The organism is Mesorhizobium sp. B2-5-11 (genome assembly GCF_006440835.1).
Classification (GTDB): Bacteria; Pseudomonadota; Alphaproteobacteria; order Rhizobiales; family Rhizobiaceae; genus Mesorhizobium.
Window position 1 is genome coordinate 1 of record NZ_VFUK01000022.1, and the last position, 22,337, is coordinate 22,337.

24 protein-coding genes and 1 tRNA gene are annotated in these 22,337 nt (G+C 62.8%); 13 read left to right on the top strand and 12 right to left on the bottom strand.

The features are described from left to right. Window positions 1-164: 164 nt before the first annotated feature. Window positions 165-1,880 carry an urease subunit alpha gene (gene ureC, locus FJ490_RS31955; RefSeq protein WP_140524435.1) on the bottom strand — a complete coding sequence of 572 codons (1,716 nt, stop codon included), beginning with the start codon at window positions 1,878-1,880 and terminating at the stop codon, window positions 165-167. Window positions 1,881-2,044: 164 nt separating this feature from the next. On the opposite strand from ureC, the gene FJ490_RS31960 reads away from it, so the two are divergent. Together FJ490_RS31960 and FJ490_RS31965 are read left to right on the top strand one after the other, a co-directional pair. Next, window positions 2,045-2,410 carry a hypothetical protein gene (locus FJ490_RS31960; RefSeq protein WP_140491321.1) on the top strand — a complete coding sequence of 122 codons (366 nt, stop codon included), beginning with the start codon at window positions 2,045-2,047 and terminating at the stop codon, window positions 2,408-2,410. A gap of 132 nt (window positions 2,411-2,542) precedes the next feature. Further along, window positions 2,543-3,031 carry a hypothetical protein gene (locus tag FJ490_RS31965; protein ID WP_140491319.1) on the top strand — a complete coding sequence of 163 codons (489 nt, stop codon included), beginning with the start codon at window positions 2,543-2,545 and terminating at the stop codon, window positions 3,029-3,031. Between the two features lie 80 nt (window positions 3,032-3,111). On the opposite strand, the gene FJ490_RS31970 is transcribed toward FJ490_RS31965, so the two are convergent. The 5 genes from FJ490_RS31970 to FJ490_RS31990 are packed head-to-tail and all read right to left on the bottom strand — an operon-like array spanning window position 3,112 to window position 5,507. Then, the gene (locus tag FJ490_RS31970; RefSeq protein WP_140491317.1) at window positions 3,112-3,417 is read right to left on the bottom strand and encodes an urease subunit beta; all 306 of its coding nucleotides are present in this window, start codon (window positions 3,415-3,417) and stop codon (window positions 3,112-3,114) included. A gap of 6 nt (window positions 3,418-3,423) precedes the next feature. Further along, the gene (locus FJ490_RS31975; protein WP_140729613.1) at window positions 3,424-4,017 is read right to left on the bottom strand and encodes a HupE/UreJ family protein; all 594 of its coding nucleotides are present in this window, start codon (window positions 4,015-4,017) and stop codon (window positions 3,424-3,426) included. 51 nt (window positions 4,018-4,068) lie between these two features. Continuing rightward, complete coding sequence (locus tag FJ490_RS31980; protein WP_140491313.1) at window positions 4,069-4,323, bottom strand: DUF1272 domain-containing protein; 255 nt, start codon at window positions 4,321-4,323, stop codon at window positions 4,069-4,071. Between the two features lie 10 nt (window positions 4,324-4,333). Continuing rightward, on the bottom strand, window positions 4,334-4,636 hold the full coding sequence (locus FJ490_RS31985; protein WP_140729614.1) for an urease subunit gamma: 303 nt from the start codon (window positions 4,634-4,636) through the stop codon (window positions 4,334-4,336). A gap of 28 nt (window positions 4,637-4,664) precedes the next feature. Further along, window positions 4,665-5,507 (bottom strand): urease accessory protein UreD, encoded by an 843-nt coding sequence (locus FJ490_RS31990; RefSeq protein ID WP_140729615.1) that lies wholly within the window; start codon window positions 5,505-5,507, stop codon window positions 4,665-4,667. A gap of 203 nt (window positions 5,508-5,710) precedes the next feature. Between FJ490_RS31990 and FJ490_RS31995 the strand changes: the two genes are divergently transcribed. From FJ490_RS31995 to FJ490_RS32005, 3 genes are all read left to right on the top strand, one after another. Then, on the top strand, window positions 5,711-5,965 hold the full coding sequence (locus tag FJ490_RS31995; RefSeq protein ID WP_140491308.1) for an acyl carrier protein: 255 nt from the start codon (window positions 5,711-5,713) through the stop codon (window positions 5,963-5,965). Between the two features lie 4 nt (window positions 5,966-5,969). Next, window positions 5,970-7,178, top strand: a complete 1,209-nt coding sequence (locus FJ490_RS32000; protein ID WP_140729616.1) for a beta-ketoacyl-[acyl-carrier-protein] synthase family protein — start codon at window positions 5,970-5,972, stop codon at window positions 7,176-7,178. A 191-nt stretch (window positions 7,179-7,369) separates the two neighbouring features. Then, entirely contained in the window at window positions 7,370-8,074 is a 705-nt protein-coding gene (locus FJ490_RS32005) for a glutathione binding-like protein (protein WP_140491302.1), read from the top strand. Between the two features lie 58 nt (window positions 8,075-8,132). Here the strand turns inward: FJ490_RS32005 and FJ490_RS32010 are convergent, their stop codons facing one another. The 3 genes from FJ490_RS32010 to FJ490_RS32020 all read right to left on the bottom strand — a co-directional run bounded on the left by FJ490_RS32010 (window position 8,133) and on the right by FJ490_RS32020 (window position 10,387). Next, window positions 8,133-8,450: a hypothetical protein gene (locus tag FJ490_RS32010; protein WP_140729617.1), complete on the bottom strand. Its 318-nt coding sequence runs from the start codon at window positions 8,448-8,450 to the stop codon at window positions 8,133-8,135. 94 nt (window positions 8,451-8,544) lie between these two features. After that, complete coding sequence (locus FJ490_RS32015; RefSeq protein WP_140491298.1) at window positions 8,545-9,156, bottom strand: nucleoside triphosphate hydrolase; 612 nt, start codon at window positions 9,154-9,156, stop codon at window positions 8,545-8,547. Between the two features lie 127 nt (window positions 9,157-9,283). Beyond that, on the bottom strand, window positions 9,284-10,387 hold the full coding sequence (locus FJ490_RS32020) for a hypothetical protein (protein ID WP_140729618.1): 1,104 nt from the start codon (window positions 10,385-10,387) through the stop codon (window positions 9,284-9,286). A gap of 271 nt (window positions 10,388-10,658) precedes the next feature. Between FJ490_RS32020 and FJ490_RS32025 the strand changes: the two genes are divergently transcribed. The 4 genes from FJ490_RS32025 to FJ490_RS32045 all read left to right on the top strand — a co-directional run bounded on the left by FJ490_RS32025 (window position 10,659) and on the right by FJ490_RS32045 (window position 15,420). After that, window positions 10,659-11,489 carry a D-alanyl-D-alanine carboxypeptidase family protein gene (locus tag FJ490_RS32025; RefSeq protein WP_224704518.1) on the top strand — a complete coding sequence of 277 codons (831 nt, stop codon included), beginning with the start codon at window positions 10,659-10,661 and terminating at the stop codon, window positions 11,487-11,489. A 755-nt stretch (window positions 11,490-12,244) separates the two neighbouring features. Next, complete coding sequence (locus tag FJ490_RS32035) at window positions 12,245-13,168, top strand: DUF1003 domain-containing protein (RefSeq protein ID WP_140767670.1); 924 nt, start codon at window positions 12,245-12,247, stop codon at window positions 13,166-13,168. Between the two features lie 234 nt (window positions 13,169-13,402). Further along, window positions 13,403-13,479 (top strand) — tRNA-Arg (locus FJ490_RS32040). Window positions 13,480-13,578: 99 nt separating this feature from the next. Then, window positions 13,579-15,420: a site-specific integrase gene (locus tag FJ490_RS32045; protein ID WP_246672856.1), complete on the top strand. Its 1,842-nt coding sequence runs from the start codon at window positions 13,579-13,581 to the stop codon at window positions 15,418-15,420. A gap of 84 nt (window positions 15,421-15,504) precedes the next feature. Here FJ490_RS32045 and FJ490_RS32050 read toward each other — a convergent pair whose 3' ends face one another. The 3 genes from FJ490_RS32050 to FJ490_RS32060 form a co-directional block, all read right to left on the bottom strand. Continuing rightward, window positions 15,505-16,155 carry a hypothetical protein gene (locus tag FJ490_RS32050; RefSeq protein WP_140729639.1) on the bottom strand — a complete coding sequence of 217 codons (651 nt, stop codon included), beginning with the start codon at window positions 16,153-16,155 and terminating at the stop codon, window positions 15,505-15,507. A 650-nt stretch (window positions 16,156-16,805) separates the two neighbouring features. Continuing rightward, the gene (locus tag FJ490_RS32055; protein ID WP_140729638.1) at window positions 16,806-17,219 is read right to left on the bottom strand and encodes a hypothetical protein; all 414 of its coding nucleotides are present in this window, start codon (window positions 17,217-17,219) and stop codon (window positions 16,806-16,808) included. A gap of 119 nt (window positions 17,220-17,338) precedes the next feature. Beyond that, the gene (locus FJ490_RS32060) at window positions 17,339-18,112 is read right to left on the bottom strand and encodes a recombinase family protein (protein WP_140729637.1); all 774 of its coding nucleotides are present in this window, start codon (window positions 18,110-18,112) and stop codon (window positions 17,339-17,341) included. A 185-nt stretch (window positions 18,113-18,297) separates the two neighbouring features. Between FJ490_RS32060 and FJ490_RS32065 the strand changes: the two genes are divergently transcribed. From FJ490_RS32065 to FJ490_RS32080, 4 genes are all read left to right on the top strand, one after another. Further along, a complete protein-coding gene (locus tag FJ490_RS32065; protein ID WP_140729636.1) occupies window positions 18,298-18,942 on the top strand; it encodes a hypothetical protein in 645 nt (214 codons plus the stop codon). Next, the gene (locus tag FJ490_RS32070; RefSeq protein ID WP_246672853.1) at window positions 18,939-19,700 is read left to right on the top strand and encodes a hypothetical protein; all 762 of its coding nucleotides are present in this window, start codon (window positions 18,939-18,941) and stop codon (window positions 19,698-19,700) included. Before FJ490_RS32065 ends, FJ490_RS32070 begins: the two co-directional genes overlap by 4 nt. 122 nt (window positions 19,701-19,822) lie before the next feature. Beyond that, window positions 19,823-20,668, top strand: a complete 846-nt coding sequence (locus FJ490_RS32075) for a toll/interleukin-1 receptor domain-containing protein (RefSeq protein WP_140729635.1) — start codon at window positions 19,823-19,825, stop codon at window positions 20,666-20,668. Window positions 20,669-20,865: 197 nt separating this feature from the next. Then, window positions 20,866-22,140 (top strand): diguanylate cyclase, encoded by a 1,275-nt coding sequence (locus tag FJ490_RS32080; RefSeq protein WP_140729634.1) that lies wholly within the window; start codon window positions 20,866-20,868, stop codon window positions 22,138-22,140. Window positions 22,141-22,337 lie beyond the last annotated feature (197 nt).

Sequence of the window (22,337 nt, forward strand, 5' to 3'; positions counted from 1 at the left end):
AACCGCTTCGACGCCAAAACAGAAGCGGACAGATCATGTGCTACCAAACCGGACAACTTGATTAGCTACCGACAGCCCGCGGAGAACGAGTGGGCCCATTCGGGCAGTCGGCACAACCCACTCACCGCCGCATTTAACGAGGGCAATGGCTCGCGGCGATCTTATCAAAACAGAAAATATCGCTGCGCCATCGGCAGCACCGTCGCTGGTTCGCAGGTCAAGAGTTCGCCGTCGGCACGAACCTCGTAAGTCTCGGGATCGACTTCGATATGCGGCGTGGCGTCGTTGAGCACCATGGAGTGCTTGCCGATGCCGCCACGCGTGTTTTCGACCGCGGCGAACTGCTTGTCGACGCCGAGCCGGCCGTGCAGACCGGACTCTAGTGCCGCCTTCGAGACGAAGGTTACCGACGAGTTGGTGCGCGCCTTGCCATAGGCGCCGAACATCGGCCGATAGTGCATCGGCTGCGGCGTCGGGATCGAGGCGTTGGGGTCGCCCATCGGCGCCGCCGCGATCATGCCGCCGATCAGCACCATATCAGGCTTGACGCCGAAGAAGGCCGGGTTCCACAGCACCAGGTCGGCGCGCTTGCCGACAGCGACCGAGCCGATGTCCCTGGACAATCCATGCGCGATGGCAGGGTTGATCGTGTATTTCGCGATATAGCGGCGGACGCGGAAATTGTCGTTGTTGCCGGTCTCCTGCGGCAGCGAACCGCGCTGGCGCTTCATCTTGTCGGCGGTCTGCCAGGTCCGGATCGCCACTTCGCCGACGCGGCCCATCGCTTGTGAATCCGAGGAGATGATCGAGAAGGCACCGATGTCGTGCAGAATGTCCTCCGCCGCGATGGTCTCCTTGCGGATGCGGCTTTCGGCGAAGGCAATGTCTTCCGGAATCGACGGCGACAGATGGTGGCAGACCATCAGCATGTCGAGATGCTCGGCCAGCGTGTTGACCGTGTAGGGCCGCGTCGGGTTGGTCGAGGACGGGATGACGTTGGGCAGGCCGCAGACCTTGATGATATCGGGCGCATGCCCGCCGCCCGCCCCTTCGGTGTGGAATGCGTGGATGGTGCGGCCCTTGATCGCCGCCACCGTGTTCTCGACGAAGCCGCTCTCGTTGAGCGTGTCGGTGTGGATCATCACCTGCACGTCATGGTCGTCGGCCACCGACAGGCAGCAGTCGATCGCGGCCGGCGTCGTGCCCCAGTCCTCGTGCAGCTTCAGCGAGCAGGCGCCGCCCAGCACCATCTCCTCGAGCGCCGCGGGCAGGGAAGCGTTGCCCTTGCCCGACAGGCCGATATTCATCGGGAAGGCGTCGAAGGACTGGATCATGCGCGCCATGTGCCATGGCCCGGGCGTGCAGGTGGTGGCGAGCGTGCCGTGCGCCGGGCCGGTGCCGCCGCCCAGCATCGTGGTGATGCCCGACATCAGCGCTTCCTCGATCTGCTGCGGGCAGATGAAATGGATATGCGCGTCGAAGCCGCCCGCGGTAAGGATCTTGCCTTCGCCGGCGATGATCTCGGTGCCGGGGCCGATGATGATGGTGACGCCATCCTGCGTGTCCGGGTTGCCGGCCTTGCCGATTGCCGCGATGCGGCCGTCCCTGAGGCCGATATCGGCCTTGAAGATGCCGGCGCTGGCGTCGATCACCAGCGCATTGGTAATGACGGTGTCGACCGCTCCTTCAGCGCGGGAAACCTGGCTCTGGCCCATGCCGTCGCGGATGACCTTGCCGCCGCCGAATTTCACCTCCTCGCCATGAATGGTGAAATCCCTCTCGACCTCGACGAAGAGTTCGGTATCGGCAAGCCGCACCCTGTCGCCGACCGTCGGGCCGTACATCTGCGCATAGGCGGCGCGGGTTATTCTGGCCATCAGTGATTGCTCCCGAATTGCGGTGCTGGTGAAACCGGGCTGCACATTGCTGCCATCCAATGGTCACGCAATGACCCGCTGGTCGACACCTTCTGATCCCATTTGGCGGTTGAGGTTGGAGGGTCACCCCAAAACGACCGTTTGCCAAATCGATGGAAGGAAAATCCATGCGCAAAACGATAGTTCTCGCCGCTGCCGCCACCCTGATGCTGGCGGGTGCCGCCATTGCCCAGCAGCAGCCCGCTCCAGCAGCGCCGGCCGCGCCCGCCCCCGGCGGGCAGCAGGCCGCGCCGACGATCCAGAGCGTCAACATCGTCGACATCACCGAACTGCCGAAGGACACCCAGACGCAGGTCAACCAGGTGATCGCCCAGCGCGGCGATGCCGGCCTGCAGAAGCTGCGCAGCTCGATCGATGCCACGCCTAAGGTCAAATCCGCCCTCGAGGCCAAGGGAATGACCTCGGCGCAGGTGGTCGCGGCCAGCATGGAGCCCAACGGCGCCCTGACCCTGATCACCAAGAAGGCGAGCTGACGGCGCGCCTGCGCGGCGGGCCGTCGTCCGGTCCGCCCGCGCTATCTGGAAGGGAACCTTGGCCGGGCAGGAGCCGTTTCGTTTCATCGGCGCTGAACGGCGCCGCGAAATGAACCCGTCCAGGAGCGAGCGATGGCGATCAATCCCGGCAAGAGACGGCTCTATGCCTTCGCCTCCATGGCATTCCTGGCGGTGGGCAGCCCCGGAGCCTCCCTTCACGCACAAGGGCTCGAAAGCCCTGAGACCGTCAACCGGATCATCGGCTCGGACGTCAAGCAGGAAGAAACCAGGAGCGATGCCGAAGCCGGCAAAGTTGCCAGGGCGATTGATCGGACGCGTGAAAACATCGGCACGGTGCGCAAGACATCCAAGCTCGACAAGGTCGATATCGTGTTCCTGACCGATGCCGCGCGCACCGAAGGCGGTCCGCCGCCGGCGATCGAAACCAAGGTCAAGCAGCATCAGGACGACATTGCGGAGCTGCGCAAGGAGATCGAGGCCAACGCGCTGCTGTTCAATGCCATCGACTCGCGACGCGTGCTTGCGCAGGACGTTCTCGCCGTGGAATTCGACGACCCCGGAAAAATCGTCATCTATGCGGCGGCCAAGCCGTCCGATTGAGCCGAGGGCACAACTCGCTTTCGTGCTCGCCCGAAAGCCCTTTGCCCTCTTTGCACGCCGCGCATGAGACGCCCTCGGCCTCACAGCCTGCCCATCACCTTCTGCTGAAAGCCATAGACCTCGCGCTTGCCGCCCAGCGGCACCAGCGTAACGTCGCGCTCCTGTCCGGGCTCGAAGCGCATGGCGGTGCCGGCGGCGATGTCGAGGCGCATGCCGCGCGCCTGTTCGCGGTCGAATTTCAAGCCCTCATTGGTCTCGAAGAAATGATAGTGGCTGCCGACCTGGATCGGCCGGTCGCCGCTGTTGGCCACTTTGAGCGTAACCGTCGGCAGGCCTTTGTTCAGGTCGATGTCGCCGTCGGCGGGAATGATTTCACCTGGGATCATCGTTCGTCACACGGCGCCGAAGACGAGGCCGAGCCCTATCGCCGTGCAGGCGGCACCCGCGGCCCGCACGAGCACGCGAAATCGCCTGCCGAGGCCAAGCCCGGCGGCGATGCCGACGGCGTGCAGCAGCGTCGTGGCGACGGCAAAGCCGGCCATATATTCAAGCCCTGCGGCATTTTCCGGCACTTCGGTGCCATGGGCGTGGCCATGAAACAGCGCGTACGCGCCGATGATGGCGACGCCGGCCGTGACGGGAAGATCGACGGCCAGCGCCACGAACAATCCGAGCGCCACCACCGACGCCAGTATGCCCGGCTCGACGAAGGGCAGCGGCACATGCAGCATGCCGAGCGCGCCGCCGGCCAGCATGACGCCGACGAACGCGGCCGGCCATGCCCACATGGCCTCGCCGCCTTTCTGTGCCGCCCACAGGCCGACCGCGACCATTACCGTGATGTGGTCGAGGCCGGAGAGCGGATGCATGAAGCCGGCCGCGAAGGAGGAGGTCGTGCCGGCCCCGACATGGGCATAAGCGGGCATGGCGGCTGCCATGAGCAGAATCGCCGAGAGGGCTGTGCGTTTCATCTGTGCTGAGATCATCGGTGCGTCTTTCCTATCAGGATCGTCTGGCCTATCAGGGTCTTCTGGCGTTCACGCGGCCTCGCGCGGGCCACAACCCTCAGCCTTGAGGATGCGCGTGGTCGAAGCGGGATATTTCTTCAGCATTGCCGCCGGACGGATCGGCCGTGCCGAAAAATTGCCGCCGCAATTGGGGCAGACGCCGCCGAGCACGTCTTCCACGCAATCGGCGCAGAAGGTGCATTCGAAGGTGCAGATTAGCGCATCCGTCGCCTCCGGCGGCAGGTCCTTGTCGCAGCATTCGCAGTTCGGGCGCAGCTCAAGCATATCTGTCTCCTCACCGTATCGGCTCATGCACGGTCACCAGCTTGGTGCCGTCGGGGAATGTCGCCTCCACCTGCACGTCATGGATCATCTCGGCGATGCCTTCCATCACCTGGGCGCGGCTGACGACGTGGGCGCCGGCTTCCATCAGCTCGGCGACGGGACGGCCGTCGCGGGCGCCTTCGACGACGAAGTCGGTGATCAGCGCGATCGCCTCCGGATGATTGAGCTTGACCCCGCGCTCCAGACGCTTGCGCGCCACGACCGCCGCCATGGCTATCAGCAGCTTGTCCTTTTCCCTCGGCGTCAGGTTCATGCGTTTCCCTGAAATGATGCGGACACGATCACAGTGACCATATTTTGGGCAGCCCCGCCTTTCCGTTGAGCAAGCCGACGAGCGGAACCAGATGCTGGCGCAGCCGGTAGCCGTCGCCGGCATACAGCCTCGCAAGAAGCTTGCCAGATTCCTGCACGCTCCAGGTGCTGGCGCCGCCCTGGCCGCCGATGATCTCCCGAACCGGATCGAGAAGCGCTTCCGCCCGCGGCGAGATCAATAGCACCGTCGCCATGGCGACGGCGCCGCCGGCAATCGGCGGACGCGCCAGGGTCGCGGCGATGTCGGGCCCGATGCGGAAATCCTCGGCATGGATGAGAGTCCCGCCTCGGCGAATGCGCCAGCGGTCGTGAAAGCCGCCCTGGACCGCGCGTTCGCCCATCGCCGTCCGGCCGAAGACGGTGGCTTCCAGCACCAGCGCCTCGGCGCCGGCGGCAAGATCAAGGTCGAGCGTGCGGGCAAAGGCCGATCGGTCGAAAACGATGGTCTCCTGCGGCAGCCAGGCGACGCGGCCGTTTTCGCCGACCGTTAGCCGGACGCTGACTTCGGCCCGGTCGGAAGCGGCGCGATAGATTTTCTCGCAGGCCTGCGTCGTTATCGTGGCGCTGGCATGCGCGCCGACGTCGATCTCCCAGCCGAGGCGGTCGCCTCCGGTCAGCCCGCCCGCGGTGTTGATCAGCACGGCTTCCAGCGGGCCGCCGGAAACGGCCGGCATCCTTATCTTGGCGGAACCGTCCTGATAGAGGCGGCGAAGCCGTGTGCGGCCGTCTTGACTGGCGCAGGCGAGCTGCGCCAGTCCGGCCGCCCGCTGCGCCGGCGGGGCCGAAAATCGGGTATGTTCGATCGTATCCACGCCGTCAGGTTAAGCACCGCGGCGGTTTTGTCGATATATAGCTTGTTGCTTGATGGCGTTTCCGTTTCTATAGAGGGAGCCACCTTGGTACGCTCATGCGACGCCTGGCGGGGGTCCAAGGCGACGGTCGCGGCCTGATATCGAGGACAAAAAGGGCGCTGTTCAGTTGGCGTCGGGAAACGACAAAGTGGGGAAGAAACCGAATGGCTGACCAACTGGCGACCGAAATCATCGAAAAGATCAAGGCTCATGCCGAGCCGGGCGGCGAGGAGATCACCACCAGCACCGAATTGACGGCGCTCGGCATCCATTCGCTGGAACTGACCGAGATCATCTTCGATCTCGAGGAGCAGTATGGCATCGAGATCGAGATGAACACGGTCGATGCCTGGAGCAACCTGAAGAATGTTGGCGACATGGTCGAGGCCGTTCGCGCGCTGATCGCGAAAAAAGCCTGACCGGATGCACAAGCGCGTCGTCATTACCGGCATCGGCGGTTTGTGCGGGCTTGGCACCGACGTGCCGGCGATCTGGACCGAGATGCGCGCCGGCCGCTCGGCGATCGGCCCCATCGATAACCCGTTCCTGCACGATTTGAAGGTCAAGATCGGCTGCGAGATCAAGGCGCTGCCCGACCATGGCATCGAGCGCAAGCAGCTGGTGTCGATGGACCGTTTCAGCCTGTTGGCGGTGATTGCCGCCCGCGAAGCCTTACAGCAGTCCGGCTTGGCCGCCCATGCGGACAATACCTACCGCATGGGTGCCGTTGTCGGCATCGGCGTCTGCGGCTTCGAGACGGTTGAGGAGAACTACCGCGCCATCCTGATCGAAGGCAAGAATCGCGCCGGCATCTTCACGGTGCCGAAGGTCATGCCGGGCGCCGCCGCCGGCCAGGTCAGCATGCATCTCGGCCTGCGCGGACCGGTGTTCGGCGTCACTTCGGCCTGCTCGTCGGCCAACCACGCCATCGCATCGGCGGTCGACCAGATCAGGCTCGGCCGCGCCGACGTCATGGTCGCCGGCGGCACCGAGGCACCGCTGGTCTGGGGCGTGCTGAAGGGGTGGGAGGCGCTGCGCGTGCTGTCGCCCGATACCTGCCGGCCATTTTCGGCCGACCGTCAGGGCCTGGTGCTCGGCGAAGGCGCCGGCATGGCGATTCTGGAAAGCTACGACCATGCGGTGGCGCGCGGCGCAAACATCCTCGCCGAAATCGTCGGCGCCGGCCTCTCGGCCGATGCCTCCGACATCGTTGCGCCGACCATAGAAGGGCCGGAAGCGGCGATGCGTTTCTGCCTGGCGGACGCCGGGCTGAATCCCGAGGACATCGATTACCTCAATGCGCACGGCACCGGCACCAAGGCCAATGACCAGATCGAGACCGCCGCGATCAAGCGCGTCTTCGGCGAGCACGCGCGCTCGCTTTCCGTCTCCTCGACCAAGTCGATGCATGCCCATTGCCTTGGCGCCTCGGGCGGGCTGGAGATGATCGCCTGCGTGATGGCGATTCGCGAGGGCGTGGTGCCGCCCACGGCGAATTTCCGCGAGGCCGACCCCGATTGCGATCTCGACGTGACGCCGAACGTCGCGCGCGAGCGTAAGGTGCGCGCCGCCATCAGCAACGGATTCGCTTTCGGCGGCACCAATGCGGTGCTGGCCTTCAAGGCGATCTGATCCCGGCGATCGTGCTCTGCCCGGCAGGTCAATCTGCCGGCTCCCGATGCCGGCATCATTCGATTTGTTGACTGTGCGTGCACGGCCAAACGTCTGCCGCCGCATTGATCATCCCTGGGCCTGCGCCTAATTCTTTGCCGACCCCACCCAGACCGCGCCGCTCGGTGCGAAATCCCGCCCAGGAGTTCTCGATGGCCGACCTGTCCGCCTTTCCAATCACCGCCCGCTGGCCGGCCAGGCATCCGGACCGGATCCAGCTCTATTCGGCGACGACCCCGAATGGGGTGAAGATATCGATCGCCCTGGAAGAGATCGGCCTGGCCTACGAGCCGCATTATGTGGACATCGGCAAAAACGAAAGCTGGACGCCGGAATTCCTGTCGCTCAATCCCAACGGCAAGATACCGGCGATCATCGATCCGAACGGTCCCGACGGCAAGCCGATCGGCCTGTTCGAGTCCGGCGCCATCCTGCTCTACCTCGCCGACAAGACCGGCCTGCTCGTCCCGGCGGACGCGGCGCGGCGCTACGAGACGATCCAGTGGGTGTTCTTCCAGATGGCGGCCGTCGGCCCGATCTTCGGCCAGGTCGGCTTTTTCCACAAATTCGCCGGCCGTGAGATTGCCGACAAGCGGCCGCTGGAGCGCTACCGCGATGAATCGCGCCGCCTGCTCGGCGTTCTCGACGGCAGGCTGAAGGGTCGCAGATGGATCATGGACAATGACTACACCATCGCCGACATCTCGCTCATCGGCTGGGTGCGCAACCTGATCGGCTTTTATGAAGCGCGCGACCTCGTCGGCTTCGATGATTTCGCGCATGTGGCGGCATGGCTGGAGCGCGGCCTGGCGCGGCCGGCGGTGCAGAAGGGCCTGACAATCCCGGCAAAGGGCTGAAGCTGCCTGACCGCCCTGGGGCGGCGGAGACGTCACCGCCTCAGCCGATGTAACTCGGCTATTTCGCCTTGGCTTTCGGGCCGCCCTTGCCAATCACGGAAGCCGCCAGCGAAGCGGCGCCGCGCGCCGTCGCCACCACCGCGCCGGCCGCGACGCTTGCCACGGTGCGGACGGCGCCGGATTTCTCTGGGGCCGGCTTGCGCGCGCTGGCCGGCTTTGCGGCCGCGGCCGCGACCTTCCGAGGCGCGGCCTTGCCGAAGCTGGGCTTTGCGTCCTTCGAACGTTCGGCGATCGCCGGACCAGCGCCGGCTTTCGCCTGCGTCGTCTTCGTCGTCCTGGTCTTGGCGGTCGCGGGTTTTCTTGCCTTGGTTGCCATTGCAAAATCCCCTTACGCAGGACAATCGGTTCCCGGCCATAACGGTGCGAAACCCCTTAAGGTTCCCGTCGAAAAATACCGACAATTAAGCAGGTTAACCAATCACCAGGTCGGCCGCCCGGCGCCGCGCCAGCACGCGTTCGATGTTGGGCATGTCGTTGGAGGCGATCCAGGCGCGCGCATCCTCCTCGGAGCGGCCATGTTCGTGCCAGCGCTCCATCAGCCGGCGCTCGAGCTCGTTGCGTGGCACCTCGACGAAGATCGAGAAATCGAACAGCGGCGCCAGCCGCGACCACGGCTCCTCGTCGAGCAGCAGATAATTGCCCTCGACCAGGATGAATTTGGTCTCCGCGCCGATGATCGCCGCCGCCGCGCGCGACAGTTCCATGCCGCGGTCGAACACCGGGATGGCGATGTCGGGCTCGCCGGCCCGGATGCGCTTCAGAAGCGTCTCGAAGCCGCCGAAGTCGAACGTATCCGGCGCGCCCTTTCGCGCGCGCAGCCCGCGCTGGTTGAGAACGACGTCGTCATAGTGGAAGCCGTCCATCGGCACGACCTCCACGGCGCCTTCCGGCAGCAGATCGTGCAGGCTCGCCGACAATGTCGACTTGCCGGCCCCCGGCGGTCCGGCAATGGCGACGATGAAGCGCTTTGCCTTGCCGGCGCGCTTGAAGATGGTGGCGGCGAGATGGGCGATTTCGGACATGGCGGCCTCGCTTGCCCCTGATGGTTGGCGCGACCGTTATTCTGGCGGCACTCGGCGGAAATTTCAAACCGGCATTTTGGGTAAGGGGCCGTGTCAAATGTCAAAAGCCGACGTTCGAAGCATCCACTCAACCAGCCGCGGCCTGCCCGATGCGCAGGAAATCGCTGTCGAACGGCACCTCCCGCGCCGAGCCTCCGCCCAGGAGCCGCATGCGGCCGTCCGCCGTGGTGACCTCCTGCGGCGGCTCGCCGCCCGACAGCGGCAGGGCGCCGATGACATGGCGGAAGGAGACGCTGGCGCCTTCGCCGAGCGCGAACGCCGTCGCCACGCCTTCGCGCGTCAGCCAGTTGTCGCCGATCGAGGCGGCATGGCCTATCGCCGTGCGCCCGTCCTCGATGCCGAGCACGCCGAGATGCCGGCCGCTCCACGGCGCGTAGTCGCGGCCGCCATTGCTGAACCACAGCATGGTGACCGGCAGCTCGGCCGGGTTCTTCAGCACCAGAACCAAATCGTCCTCGGCCCGGCGCGCCAGGGCCGTCCAGCCCGGCCCGCCATGATCGGCCTCGACCAGCGTGACAAAATCCTCGCGCCGGTCGTCCATGCGGTAATCCGTCAGGTCGAGCGTGCCGCCGCCGGCGGCGGGAAAATGGCCGAGATCGCTGCTGCGCCCGGGATAGGCGAGCAGGAAGCGGCCGCGCGCGGGGTCGGGCTCCAGCGGATCGGCGGGCGAGGCCGCGAAGCGTTTTGGCGAAAAGGCCAGCCGGCCGCCATCCGTCATCGCCGTCATCGGATGATGGGCGACGGAGATCGCGCCGTGGCCGCCGGAAAACACATGTTCCTGATAGAGGAAGGCATGGCCGTCGCGCAGCGTCAGGATCTTGTCGACGGTCGCGCCCATCACCTTGCGGCGCAGCCGGAAAACGGCTCGCCAGCCGCCGTCCACGGCGCTGCTTTCGGTGACGTCCCAGGCGCTGTTGGCCGGCCAGCCATGCAGCGGCGCTTCCTCGACATCGCTGCGCGAAAACGGCGCGCACAGGAAATCGCCGGACAGCCGTACCGTGCCCTCGGGCAAGTCGGCCGGCAGCGTCTCGCGTGGCGCGCCGACCCAGGGTGCGCGGTGCAGCGGCCGCAATTGGCGCCCGCCATTCTCGATCACCATGTCGGCGATATGGCCGACCGTGGTGTCCAGCGAAACCGAAATGCCGCGTGCCTTGAGGGTGACCGTATCCATAGCGCTCTCATCGAATCCGAAGGCGCAACAAGAACCGTTCGCCACCGGTTGCGCAAGCACCGCGACCGGCATTTTGCATCACCTTGGAACGCAAGCTTGCGAAAGCAGACAAAGCTGGGGCTAGCGCCATTAACCAAATGGACGCGGCTGGCGGGTTACGTTAGCTTCGCCGCATCTCAGCAACAGCCCAGCCAGAACAGACCTGTCCTTGTCCCCCTTGCGTCGCCTTCCGCTCGTCCAGAGACTTTTCGTCGCCCTTGGCCTGTTGCTGATGGCTGCGGGCTGCTCGACCACGACACCGCCGGACTCTGTGCTCGCCGTGCCGGCGCCGCCGCAGAAATACGCCGCCATCGTCGTCGATATCAGGAGCGGCAAGCAGCTGTTCGAGGTCAATTCGAGGGCGCCGCGCTATCCGGCCTCGCTGACCAAGATGATGACGCTCTACCTCCTGTTCGAGGCGATGGAGAGCGGCCGCGTCTCCAAGGAAACGCAGATCCCGGTCTCCGACCATGCCGCCTCGCAGCCGCCGACCAAGATGCGCTTCCGGCGCGGGGAAACGATCGACGTCGATTCCGCCATCCGCGCCATCGTCGTCAAGTCGGCCAATGACGTGGCGGTGGCGGTGGGCGAATATCTCGGCGGCTCGGAGGACGAGTTCGCCGCCATGATGACGTCGAAGGCGCGCCAGCTCGGCATGACCAGCACCATTTTCCGCAACGCCTCGGGCCTGCCCGACGACGGCCAGGTCACCAGCGCGCGCGACATGGCGGTGCTCGGCATGGCGCTGCACCAGCGCTTCCCCCAGCATTTCCACTATTTTTCCGAAAGCGACTTCATGTTTCGCGGCCGGCTGGTGCGCGGCCACAACGACATGCTCGGCCGCGTGCGCGGCGTGAACGGCATCAAGACCGGCTATATCAGGGCTTCCGGCTTCAACATCGTCACCTCCTACGAAGCCGACGGCCGCCAGCTGATCGTGGTGGTGATGGGCGCTGACAGCGCCCGCCAGCGCAACGACCATGTCGAGGCGCTGATCCAGCGCAATTTGTCGCCGGCGGTTGCCGACGCCCCGACCAGGGTGATGTACGCCGAACAGCAGTGAGCGGGCGAACTGCGGGGCTGCCTCGCTTCGGACCAGCTTGCTCAACTATCGAAGTCGGTCCCGCCCCTCATCGCCCTGCCAGGCACTTCTCCCCGTATAGTGACGGGGAGAAGGAGCTGATCGCAACCTCGGCACCCTTTTTGCAGCGTTGGTGATTGGCGAAACCGGCGATAACAGCCCCTCTCTCCCCGTTCTACGGGGAGAGATGTCCGGCAGGACAGTGAGGGGCGGCGCAGTCGCTCGAAAGCGGGCGATGGCGTCCACTTGACCCGATAGGAATTTTTTCTTGACAGGTTGAAGGCAACTATGCTACTATTCTCGCTATGGTGCTGATTTGCGCCAGCCACCCGCCGCAAGGCGGGTTTTTGTTGCCGTCGCCCAGGCGCTGGCCAATCACTTCGTCATCCACGGGCGGAGCAAGGAGCGCAGCGACGCGGCGCGAGGACCCATGCCGCGACTCGGCAGGCGCCGCAACGGTTCGCAATTCTGCTCCACTGCGGCCAATGCCACGGAATGGATCCAGGCTCCGCGACGGAGCTTCGCCCCCGTTATGGTTCCTCAGCGGTTGATGACGATTTCACAGAGCCGCCGCCAACCTCGAATGTCTACCAGGCGAGCCCCGAAAGGCGGCCCGCTGCCCCTTCCTGTCACGCAATCGTCCGCAAGACGTGGCATAGGCATGCCAAATCGCCGCGATGCTGGCTAAGCATCGCCGCATCGGTCTATCGTCTTCCACCACAGCAGGAGCCCGCATCATGAGCACCCTTCCCAAGGCGTCCGAGCAGCAGGCGGCGGACAATGACAGCGGCGGCGAGTATTTCGAGGCGCCGACCACGGGGGAGAACCTGCACGGGGTTTCGGACGAGCATTTCGACACGCCGGAGGTGCCGGACTCAGAGCCGGCCTTGCCCGGCGCTTCGCGGGCCAAGCCCAAGAAAAGACCGTCGGCGATCTCGGGCCGCAAATTCCGCAAGCGCGACCTGGTGCGCATCGACGATCTGCGCCCGAGCCTCGCCGACCGCATCCGCTCCGACCATCCGGACCTGCCGCATGGCGCCCGCATCAGCCGCGAGGAGCTCGGCCGCTACCGCATGCGTTACATGGAGGAGCTGCTCCAGCAGGAGCACGGCGAATTCTCCGAGCTCGACCGCCAGGTGGTGGAATCGATCGCCAGGCAGGACACCATTTCGGAAAACTCGGAGGAAGAATTCGAGGAGCATCGCTCCTTTGCCGATCGCGTCTCCGACAACATGGCGGCCTTCGGCGGCAGCTGGTGGTTCCTGATCTCGTTCGCCGGCGTGCTCCTGGTGTGGATCGCCATCAACCTGTTCGAGGGCTTGAACCGCGCCTTCGATCCCTACCCCTTCATCCTGCTCAACCTGCTGCTCTCCTGCATCGCCGCCATCCAGGCGCCCATCATCATGATGAGCCAGAAGCGCCAGGAGGTGAAAGACCGCCTGCGCTCCTTCAACGACTACCGCGTCAACCTCAAGGCCGAGCTCGAAGTGCGCCATCTGCACGAAAAACTCGACTACCTCATCTCCCGCCAATGGACGCGCCTGGCCGAGATGCAGCAGATGCAGCTCGACGCCATGCACGAGCTGACCGGAGCGAAGAAGGCCAAGCGCGCGGCAAGAGGCGTGAGGAGGCGGACGGTGCGGGGTGAGGCGGGCGGGTGAGGGTGAGACGGGGCAGTGAGGGGCTCAAGTTCCTCTCCCCCGCCAAGGGCGGGGGAGAGGTGGCTCGGCGAAGCCGAGACGGAGACGGGGAACGCCGCACGCGACAGGGCACCACCCGCGAGGCGAACCTTTGGAAACCGCCAATCTCCAATTGCCCGTTGAAGCCCGCCCCCGCTTCCGCTAAGAAGCCGTGACTTGCCGGTTCAACCGGTTCGTTTTCCGGCCCGCCGGGAAGCACCCGTAGCTCAGCTGGATAGAGCGCTGCCCTCCGAAGGCAGAGGTCACAGGTTCGAATCCTGTCGGGTGCGCCAATTTCTTCCTAGCGCATTGAAAAGCTAAAAGGTATAAGGTTTCAGGACCTTAGACAAAGCCGCCTTGTACACAAAGGGGTCCCACTTGGGCGGTTCATCATGGCGGCTTTGAGCTACATGCAGCGGCGGACTTCCGGCATCTACGAGTTTCGCAAGCGGCTCCCGCTGGAGCTTGCCGCCAAGCCCGTGCCCCCTCATCTCCGCCCCCGACTGGCCGAATTGATCAATCCCACCACCGGGCACTTCAAGCGGGAGCTTACGGTCTCCCTCAAAACGGCGGACTACAGGCTGGCCAAGCGGCTCGACCTTAGGGAGGCCGTGCGGGTCACGGACCTCCTAGCGCTGGCCTCGCGCCTAATGAACGGCGGCGAGCCGGAAGAGGTGGGTGCTAGCCCTTCTCCCGAACAGATTGAGGCGGACATAATCACCGCCTTGCTTAGGGCCGACGAGGAGGAGCGCGAGGAGGGAGACCCGAGGCGGCAGCTACAGACCCCCGAAGAGAGGGCCGCATGGCCTGACCTCACGGACCCCGGCTTCGGCACGAAAGGGATGGCGGAAGGTCACCTTGAGCTTCTCGACCTGCATACCTCTGAACTGGTGGGGGAGTATCGCAATGCACTGGCACGGCGAAAGCCCGAGATCGTGCGGGCGGAGCTTCACGCCTACCTCAAGGCACGCCAGCTTCCGATAGACCCCTCCTCACCCTTCTACCGTGAGGCAGGCCTTGCGGTGCTCAAGGGTCACGTAAAGGCCTATGAGATGATGGGGAGAAGGCAGGCAGGCGATGACATCCCTACGCCCCAGCCTAGCGTCGGCAAGGGGCCGCTCCTCTCTGAGGCTTATGACCTGTGGCAGAAGGGCAGCCCGGCGAGGGGAGGAAAGCAGTCCTCTCCCCATACCCTTCGCGAGGCAGAGCGCGCGGTGCGCTACTTCACCCAGTGGCATGGCGACCTTAGGCTAGGAGACATCGGGAAGGAGAAGGCCCGAGACTTCCGCAATGCCCTCGCCAAGATGCCTACGAGGATGACGGACAAGCAGAGGGCCTTGCCGCTTAGGGAGTTGCTTGCCGGGCACCTTGGGGTGCATGAGGCTGTGCATGCAGCCAGCGTGAACAAGTATCTCAACCTGCTTTCGGCGATCATCAGTGCGGCGGAGAAGGAGGGGCTGGTCGATGCGATGCCGGGCTTCACCAATCCCTTCAAGGGCCTCGCCCTCACGGTAGACCGGCGGGGAGAGGATGGCAGGCGGGCACCATTCGCTGAGGGAGACCTTAAGGCCATCTTCGGGACAGGCGTCTACTCGGCAGGTAAGCGGCCTGAGGGCGGCGGTGGTGATGCTGCTTACTGGTTTCCAATCATCGCCCTCCTCTCGGGGGCGCGGCTCAACGAGATCGCTCAGCTTCGCATCAAGGACCTCAGGCAGGACATCGAGACGGGCATCTGGCTTTTCGACATCGGCACAGATGGCGGGAGGGCGATCAAGACGGCTAGCTCTAGGCGCTACGTACCGGTCCACCCCGAGTTAGAAAGGCTGGGGCTTCTGAGCTACCGGCAAAGCTTGCTCGAGGGGAAGCCTAAGGGAGGCGACGAGGCCAGCCTGTGGCCAGACATCAAGTCCGCAGACCCATTCTACAGGTCGACGGCGTGGTCCAAGTGGTTTGGCCGCTTCCTGCGCATTGAGGCCGGGGTGACAGATAGCAACCTTGTGTTCCATTCGTTCCGCCACAGCTTCAAACGGATGGCCCGGGACGCTGGGGTGCTTGAGGAGACCCACGACGCTCTTACCGGCCATGTCGGCGGGGGTGGTGTTGGGCGAGGCTATGGGGGCGGCTTTGGGCTCAAGGCGCTGGCCGATGCCATGAGCAGCATAAAAGCTCCGCAGGCGGTCAGAGCCTTGACCAAATGGTCCCGGCGCGGAGGCCATGCGGTACGGCGTAAGTGAGACGGAAGAGAGGAGCCGAACCCCTTCTAACTTCCTCTCCTTCCGCCCCTGTCCCTTAAGCTTAAGGCGACTTCGGGTCAGGCCTTAGAGCAGCGTTCTCAGGAACATGTGGCCGTGCGCTAGGTCAAAGAGCCTGAAGCTACCCCGCACCAGCGGTTGGTAGTCGGGGCGGCTGAGCAAAGCCGATAGACCCCACTTCACAGCATTGGTATCGTAAGACTTGAGGGCCTCTGCCAAGGCCTCCCTCCTCCCCCTGACCACGGTGGGCTTACCGCCAACAATGGCGAGCGCTGAGGCCCTTAGGTCGTGGTGGTCCGCTTGCTGCCTGACTACTTCACGCGCGTATGCATCGGCCAGCAGGCGTAAGAGCGTAATGCCGCCCTCGTGCCCTAGTTCGACATAGTGCCTCTCCTCGCCACCCTTCTGGTTTTTGTCGATGAATAGACCCATGCCGAAGAGGATCAGGACACGGAGCATGAGGAAGCCCTCGGGGTCTATGGTCCGCTCGTTGCGGTCCTTGATGGTGAAGGCGATGGCGGGGGAGTTAGCTGGGCTGTCAGAGATAACCCTGGCTGAGGAGATGGGGCCTTGAGGGAGCCCAAGGAGGAGGAGCGCTAAGTCTGCCTCAGGGGCCGCCGGGTCCTTCCGGTGCAACGTGGCTTGGTTGTGGTAGGCGACGAGAGCCGTGAGGGCCTCGGCGGAGGTGGGTGGGTAGTTGTATGTTGAACGCGTCATTGGCGTTTATTCCTTTCGTTAGCGTGTGGTGGGTGATGGCCCATTGCGAGCCGGGGGCTAGCCGGGATTCGGCATAAGTGTGCCGCCTCCGAGGGAGCTGCCTCGGGGATGGCATTGGTTGATGTGCGGGCGGTGCTCTATGGCCGGGGCGCTTAAGGGCGCAGCGATAGGTTGACCGGGCAGCCGTGCCCCCAGACAGACCCATCGAGTCAAGGGTAACGGATGGTGTCTCTAAAGGGTGGCTTACGGGTCCAGTGCTCCCTCTAGGCGCGGCAATGATGTAGTCAGCCGAGTGGGTCTCTTTACCATCCTCGCCCGGACCAAGGGGGCCGCCCTAAGCCTTGCCATGTGGTCTAGGGTGGTGGCGGTGGCCTGTCGGGCTGCCTTCCTCCTTCCCCTCACCCCCTCGGCTCAGGGCTGGGCTAGGTGCTGGCGTGCGCCGGCAAAGGTGCCATATGGGGCTAGGCAACTAGGTGTCTGCCTCGGGCTGCTCCTAGGGGCCTTGGGCTGGCGCAGCGAGGCCGAGGAGTTGGCTTAGTGGACAGACCCATGCTCCCTGTCGGCCACCCTTCGAGCTAGCGCATCGGGAGAGGAGGAGAGGGGGTCTATACGGAGGCGGGGGCTTTGTTCCTCTATAAGGTTGCCCAATTCTAAGCCGTTGAATTTTTTACCATCTGGGCGAAGCCTATGTAGGGGTAATTCTCCTCCTCAACGTGCCTCGGCTTGTCCCGGCGAGTGTTGCGAACTCGTTTATGGGCACGGTTGAAGTCCTCGAACCGCTGGAAAATTTCCTCGGGCTCACTGCCGTTGCTATCCGCCATGCCAAACAAGACCTCAAGCATGTCGCGCAGGGTTCGTACGGTTTTCGCTTTCACACCATGGGTCGAGGCAAGCCCTCTTGCGCTATCGCCATACAGCTTCGCGTAGGTGTCGGCCTTGATGCGATTCGCGGTGATTGGTTTCATTGCATGTTGCCGCGCAGCCGCCTTCAGCATGGCTGTCCACGCGGCGTTGCGTCGAAGGATATATGCTTGGACCCCAAGCTTCACATTCACATCATCCATATCGGGTCTCTCAATACGGAGGGCCCGGGGGGCGCTCCTTGTTCATCTGGCGTTGGCTAATTCTAACCCATTGAATTTGTTAGGCAGGCAAATGGACCAGAACGGAAGCCAACCAGGGGCTAAACGGCTAATCTCGCCCTCAGCCTGATGACGCTTTGCGCCGTCCAGCGCCCGCCGCGAGGCGACCGAAAGCCTCGCTGGTTGAGAGCGCCGGCCAGCCCCCGTGCCGACAGTTCGCCGGCTGGATCGACATCGCGGACCACATCGCGAAACTCTTCGGCCCGGTCCTGTGCGCCCCGCTGCACGGTCGCCACCGCCGCTCCGTTGCCGAGGCCGCGCAGGCAGTCAGCGCCGTTAGGATTGCCGAGGCGGAGAGGCCGCACCGTGCCGTCTTCAAGCCGCCTTACGGGTTCCTGGCCCTGCGCTAGCAACGAGGCTGCCTCACGGGCCAATGCGTCCCGCTTGACCGCTAGGGCGGCCTTGGTGCGGCTCTGGATCATCTTCCGCTCATGCTCCGCCACCAAAGCCAAGACCCCAATGGTGAGATCGCAGGCGTCCGGCATATCGGCAGCCACGAACCGCGCCCCGCTATCCCTGAGGGTTAACAGGAAGGCGGCGTTGCGGCTGAGCCTGTCCAGCTTGGCGATGATGAGCGTGGCCTGAGCATGCTTAGCGTGGCGCAGGGCGGCTTGAAGCTGGGGCCGGTCGTTGGCCTTGCCGCTCTCAACCTCAACATACTCCTTCAGCGGCTCAGCGGCGGCCCCTGCGCGGCTTCGGATGTAGGCGGCCACGGCTTCGCGCTGCGCCTCAAGGCCAAGGCCTGATGCGCCTTGGCGAGCCGTTGAGACCCGGAGATAGGAAACGAAGAGGGGGGCGGTGACGGTGTTGGACATGGGTTGGCTCCTGAGCTATTCCCAAACAGTCTAACGAGGGTTAGGCGATTTGTGAAGATCCTTTGTAGCTTGCCCGATTAATCGCTCGCTCAAAAACTGTGCAGGGCATAGGACACCGTATTGCGGCTAAAAGTATTTAGACCGATGGTGCGCCCACAACTGGGCACTGTTGGGGAGTGAAGGAAATGGGTGAAGCAGAGTTGGATAGCCTATTAGAGCGGATGCCAAAGATTGCTGCCGCAGTGAACGAGTTTAAGTCCGAAGCAATCCAGCAGGCAGTATTCAATGCTCTGCTCGGGGCCTATGGCTTCAAAGTCGCGCAAGCAACACTGGCTAACTCAGCGCAAGCGCCAGACGCTTCGCATGGACAGGAAGATGAGGCGGCAGCCACGACGACCGACGAGGACGCCAAATCCAAAACTCAGGCTTCACCCAAGCAGCCGAGGCAGAAGAAATCTTCGTCGGGGGGGAACGGTCAAAACTACAAATTTCTCCGCGAACTGGACCTTCGACCAGAGGGCAAGAAGTCATTTTTTGATTTCGTCTCGGAGAAGGCACCCCAGACCAATGAGGATAAGTTTGCAGTAGCCGTCTATTACCTTGAGCAAACCCTCGAACTTCCGGCTGTCACAGCGGATCATGTCGGAACTGCCTTTCGCATGGTCCCGGAATGGCGCGAGCCTTCTGACGTTAAGGCCTCCCTGCGGGTTGCTTCAAGTCGGAAGGGGACCATCGTGACCACCGACATGGACAACATTCGTATCACCCCGCACGGTAGGAACTTTGTTGACCACGATCTGCCCCAGCCGGCCAAGGCCGCCAAGTCGTGACTGCTGCGACCCCTCAGGCAGCATTCTCGGGCATCCCTGAGGGCCTCAGACGGCCCCTGCTTGAGGAATACAACAAGGTCGCCAAGCACTACCGCGAGGGCCGCTGGGAGCCGACAGAGCTTAACGGCGGCAAGCTATGCGAGATCGTCTATTCGATCCTCAAGGGCCACGTTGACGGGGCATTCGCCGCAGCACCCTACAAGCCATCCAACATGGTCGATGCCTGCCGCGACCTTGAGAAGGCTACAGCCTTCCCTAGATCGGTCCGCATCCAAATCCCCCGCATGCTCCTGGCTCTCTACGAGATCAGGAACAACCGCAATGTGGGGCACGTTGGGGCGGACGTAGACCCCAACCACATGGACGCCTCAGTGGTCCTTGCGATGGTGAAGTGGGTCATGGCGGAGCTAGTACGTATCTTTCACGCCACCTCCCCCGAGGAGGCCACGCAAGTGGTCGAGAGCTTGACGGAGCGGAGCCTGCCGATCCTATGGCGCGTTGGGGGTCTGACGAGGGTGCTCGCCCCGCTCTCGGCGAAGGACAAGACGCTAGCGGTTCTCTACAGCGTGCCCGGTCCCTTGGATGTCCGCAGCCTGCTTGCATCGGTCGAGTACGGCAATGGTTCGCGCTACCGTTCAGGGGTCCTAAAAGCCGCTCACCGAGAGCATCTCCTGCATTTCGACACCGCAGCCGACACCGCTCAGATTTCCCCGCTAGGCTCGCGCTACGTTGAGGGTAGGGTGGCACTCGAAAGCTGAAAGGGTCCCATCGACGGCCTAAGGGGGGAAGCTGACCTCGCGCCTTCCCCAGATGACCTCTTAAATATCTGACCCATTTTTTCATCGACCGCCCCGCTCATGGTCGACTTCCCGAGGACACGATGGCAAGCCTACGAGAATATTTCTTCAAAGACGCCCATGCTCTAACTCAGCATACCGACATCCCAATTGCGGACGGTGACGGCAGGGAATTGATGCGGGTGATTGGCCGGGTTCATCTCAACTTTGAGGCCAACGCCTTTTATGTGTCATTCTATATCCCCGCTCGCAACGATGTCGAATGCCCGGAGCTACTTTGCCTCAACTTCCTACCGCAGCTTTTCGAATGGAAAGGCAATCTTCATGTGACCATGCGGCTGGCTGATTTGCAGGTGACCACCTCCGACAACCTTTGCTTCACGGGCCGAATTTTTCTGTATTCCGAAGAGCCGGTCCCCGAAGCCTTCAAGCAACAGATTTGGCGAGAAGCCGCCCCTCAGGGCCATCTCATTGAGTTTCGGAGTGTCGAGTACCAAGAAGCCCGCAACCGCAGTGAGAAGCCTCTGGCGTTCATCTCGCACGACAGCCGCGACAAGGCAGAGATCGCCCAAAAGCTGGCCATTGCGTTGAGCAGCCGCATGTGCCCCGTTTGGTACGACGAATACAGCCTCAAGGTTGGCGACAGCCTCAGAGAGAGCATCGAGAAGGGGCTAAAGGAATGCAGGAAATGCATCTTCATCTTGACCCCCAACTTCCTCGCTAACGGCGGATGGGCAAAGACAGAGTACCAGTCGATCTTTACGCGTGAACTGGTCGAGCAGCAGAAGGTCATCGTTCCCGTCTGGGCAGGGGTCACGTCCAAAGACATCTACCAGTATTCCCCCATCCTCGCCGATCGGGTGGCTGCACAATGGTCGGAGGGCCTCGACACAGTGGCGGCAAAGCTGGTGGCTGCTATCGGGGTATAATTTTCGGCGAAATTGGGCGGAAGATCGGCGGGGGGTTCTCCGAAAAACCGCGCGGGAGGCATGGCCCACTCTCGTTCCAACGATGCTTCACAAAGCTTTGGGTACCATGAGTAAACGCGTTTACAGGGCATCACGGTCGCGAGCGGCAATTAACCCATTCTCGCTGCGCCGTTCGCACAAATAAAAAGGGAAAAAAGATGACCATAATCGGTTTTCATTCGGAGCAGAGCCTAAACGCATACCATGAAATGCTGGATGTGGTGTATGGGCAGAGCCAGAACTACTCAAAGTCAAAATTCGAGGTGCTATCCCATCTCTCCGAGGTTTGCGGTATTGCGGGGAAATACATCGTCAAAAAACCTGACATTACTCAGGCCAGCCGGTTTGTTCCGAAGATTTTTGGATGGGCCTGCGCGTTGTTTAAGTCTATAAGCCCGCAGAATAGAGACGTTGAACAAGTGATTCTCAGGAAGTTTCCGGGGGTATGCCCGTATTGTTTGAGGGCTCCCTGCGAGTGCTGGAATTTAGAGAAACCAACTCTCGACGAAGCGCAGATAAGGGCCGCATTCTATAAGAATGCTGGATCGCAGCGGAGGACAATAAATGATTTTGAGCTAATGTTTAGCCAGATATACCGGGAAAGTTGGATAAATTCCTCCGAGTTCAAGCGCCCTGTAATCTATGCCTATTGCAGGTTGATCGAGGAGCTTGCGGAGTTGTCCGAGGCGGTCCGATTTTATCATTTATACCCAGTTAATTTTGAGAATGAGATAGCTGATTTCTTTGCTTGGTGGTTTGCGCTTTCGTCGCTGATACGAGAGGAGCAAGGTGAAGCGGCCACCGCGCTAGATACAATGTTATGGCGCTCCTATCCTGGACACTGCCGAGATTGTGAGTCGGCACCCTGTTTCTGTCAGCAGGGGCCGGTTCGAGAGTTGATGTCCAAGCCCGCGCCCGGCCAGTTGCATTACACCGATGCTTTGACCGGGCTGCGCAATCAAGCGTCGTATGAAAAGGATTTGAAGGATATCGAAGCGGGCAGGCTAGCGCTGCCGGTCCCTCTCGCGTGCATCAGAACTGACGTAGACAAGTTCAAGGCCGTGAACGACACCCATGGGCATCCTGCCGGTGATGCGGCATTGAAGCACATTGCGGCGATGATGCGGGGTAAGGCGCGTATGAGAGACAGGCTATACCGGATTAGCGGCGATGAGTTCGGTTTGCTGCTGCCTGATTGCACCGAAGAGGAAGCCTTTGGCCTGATGAGGCGCGTTTCTAAAGCACTTCGGGAGGGGGCAGTTAGGTGGACTGGGCCAGATGGCCGCAGCGCAGAATTTAACGTTTCCATTAGTGTCGGTGTGGCGGAATGCGCCGACGCAGCTCAGATTCAGGCCACGTTCCAGAAGGCGGACGACGCTGCATATCGAAGCAAGGAATCGGGTCGTGACACGATAACAAGAGCAAGTGGTTGACTGAGGCAGGATACAGCCTCATGGTACACACCAACAGGACGGCCTGTGAAAACAGTGAGGCGTTTCAATCATTTAGAGAGAGGTCGGGCGTATCCTGTCGGGTGCGCCAAAGACTTCAGGGGTCCGTTCCGGACACATAGGTTACGGTTTATACCGGAGACATGGGTAACACTTTTGGCCCGAAGGGGTTTTGGAGT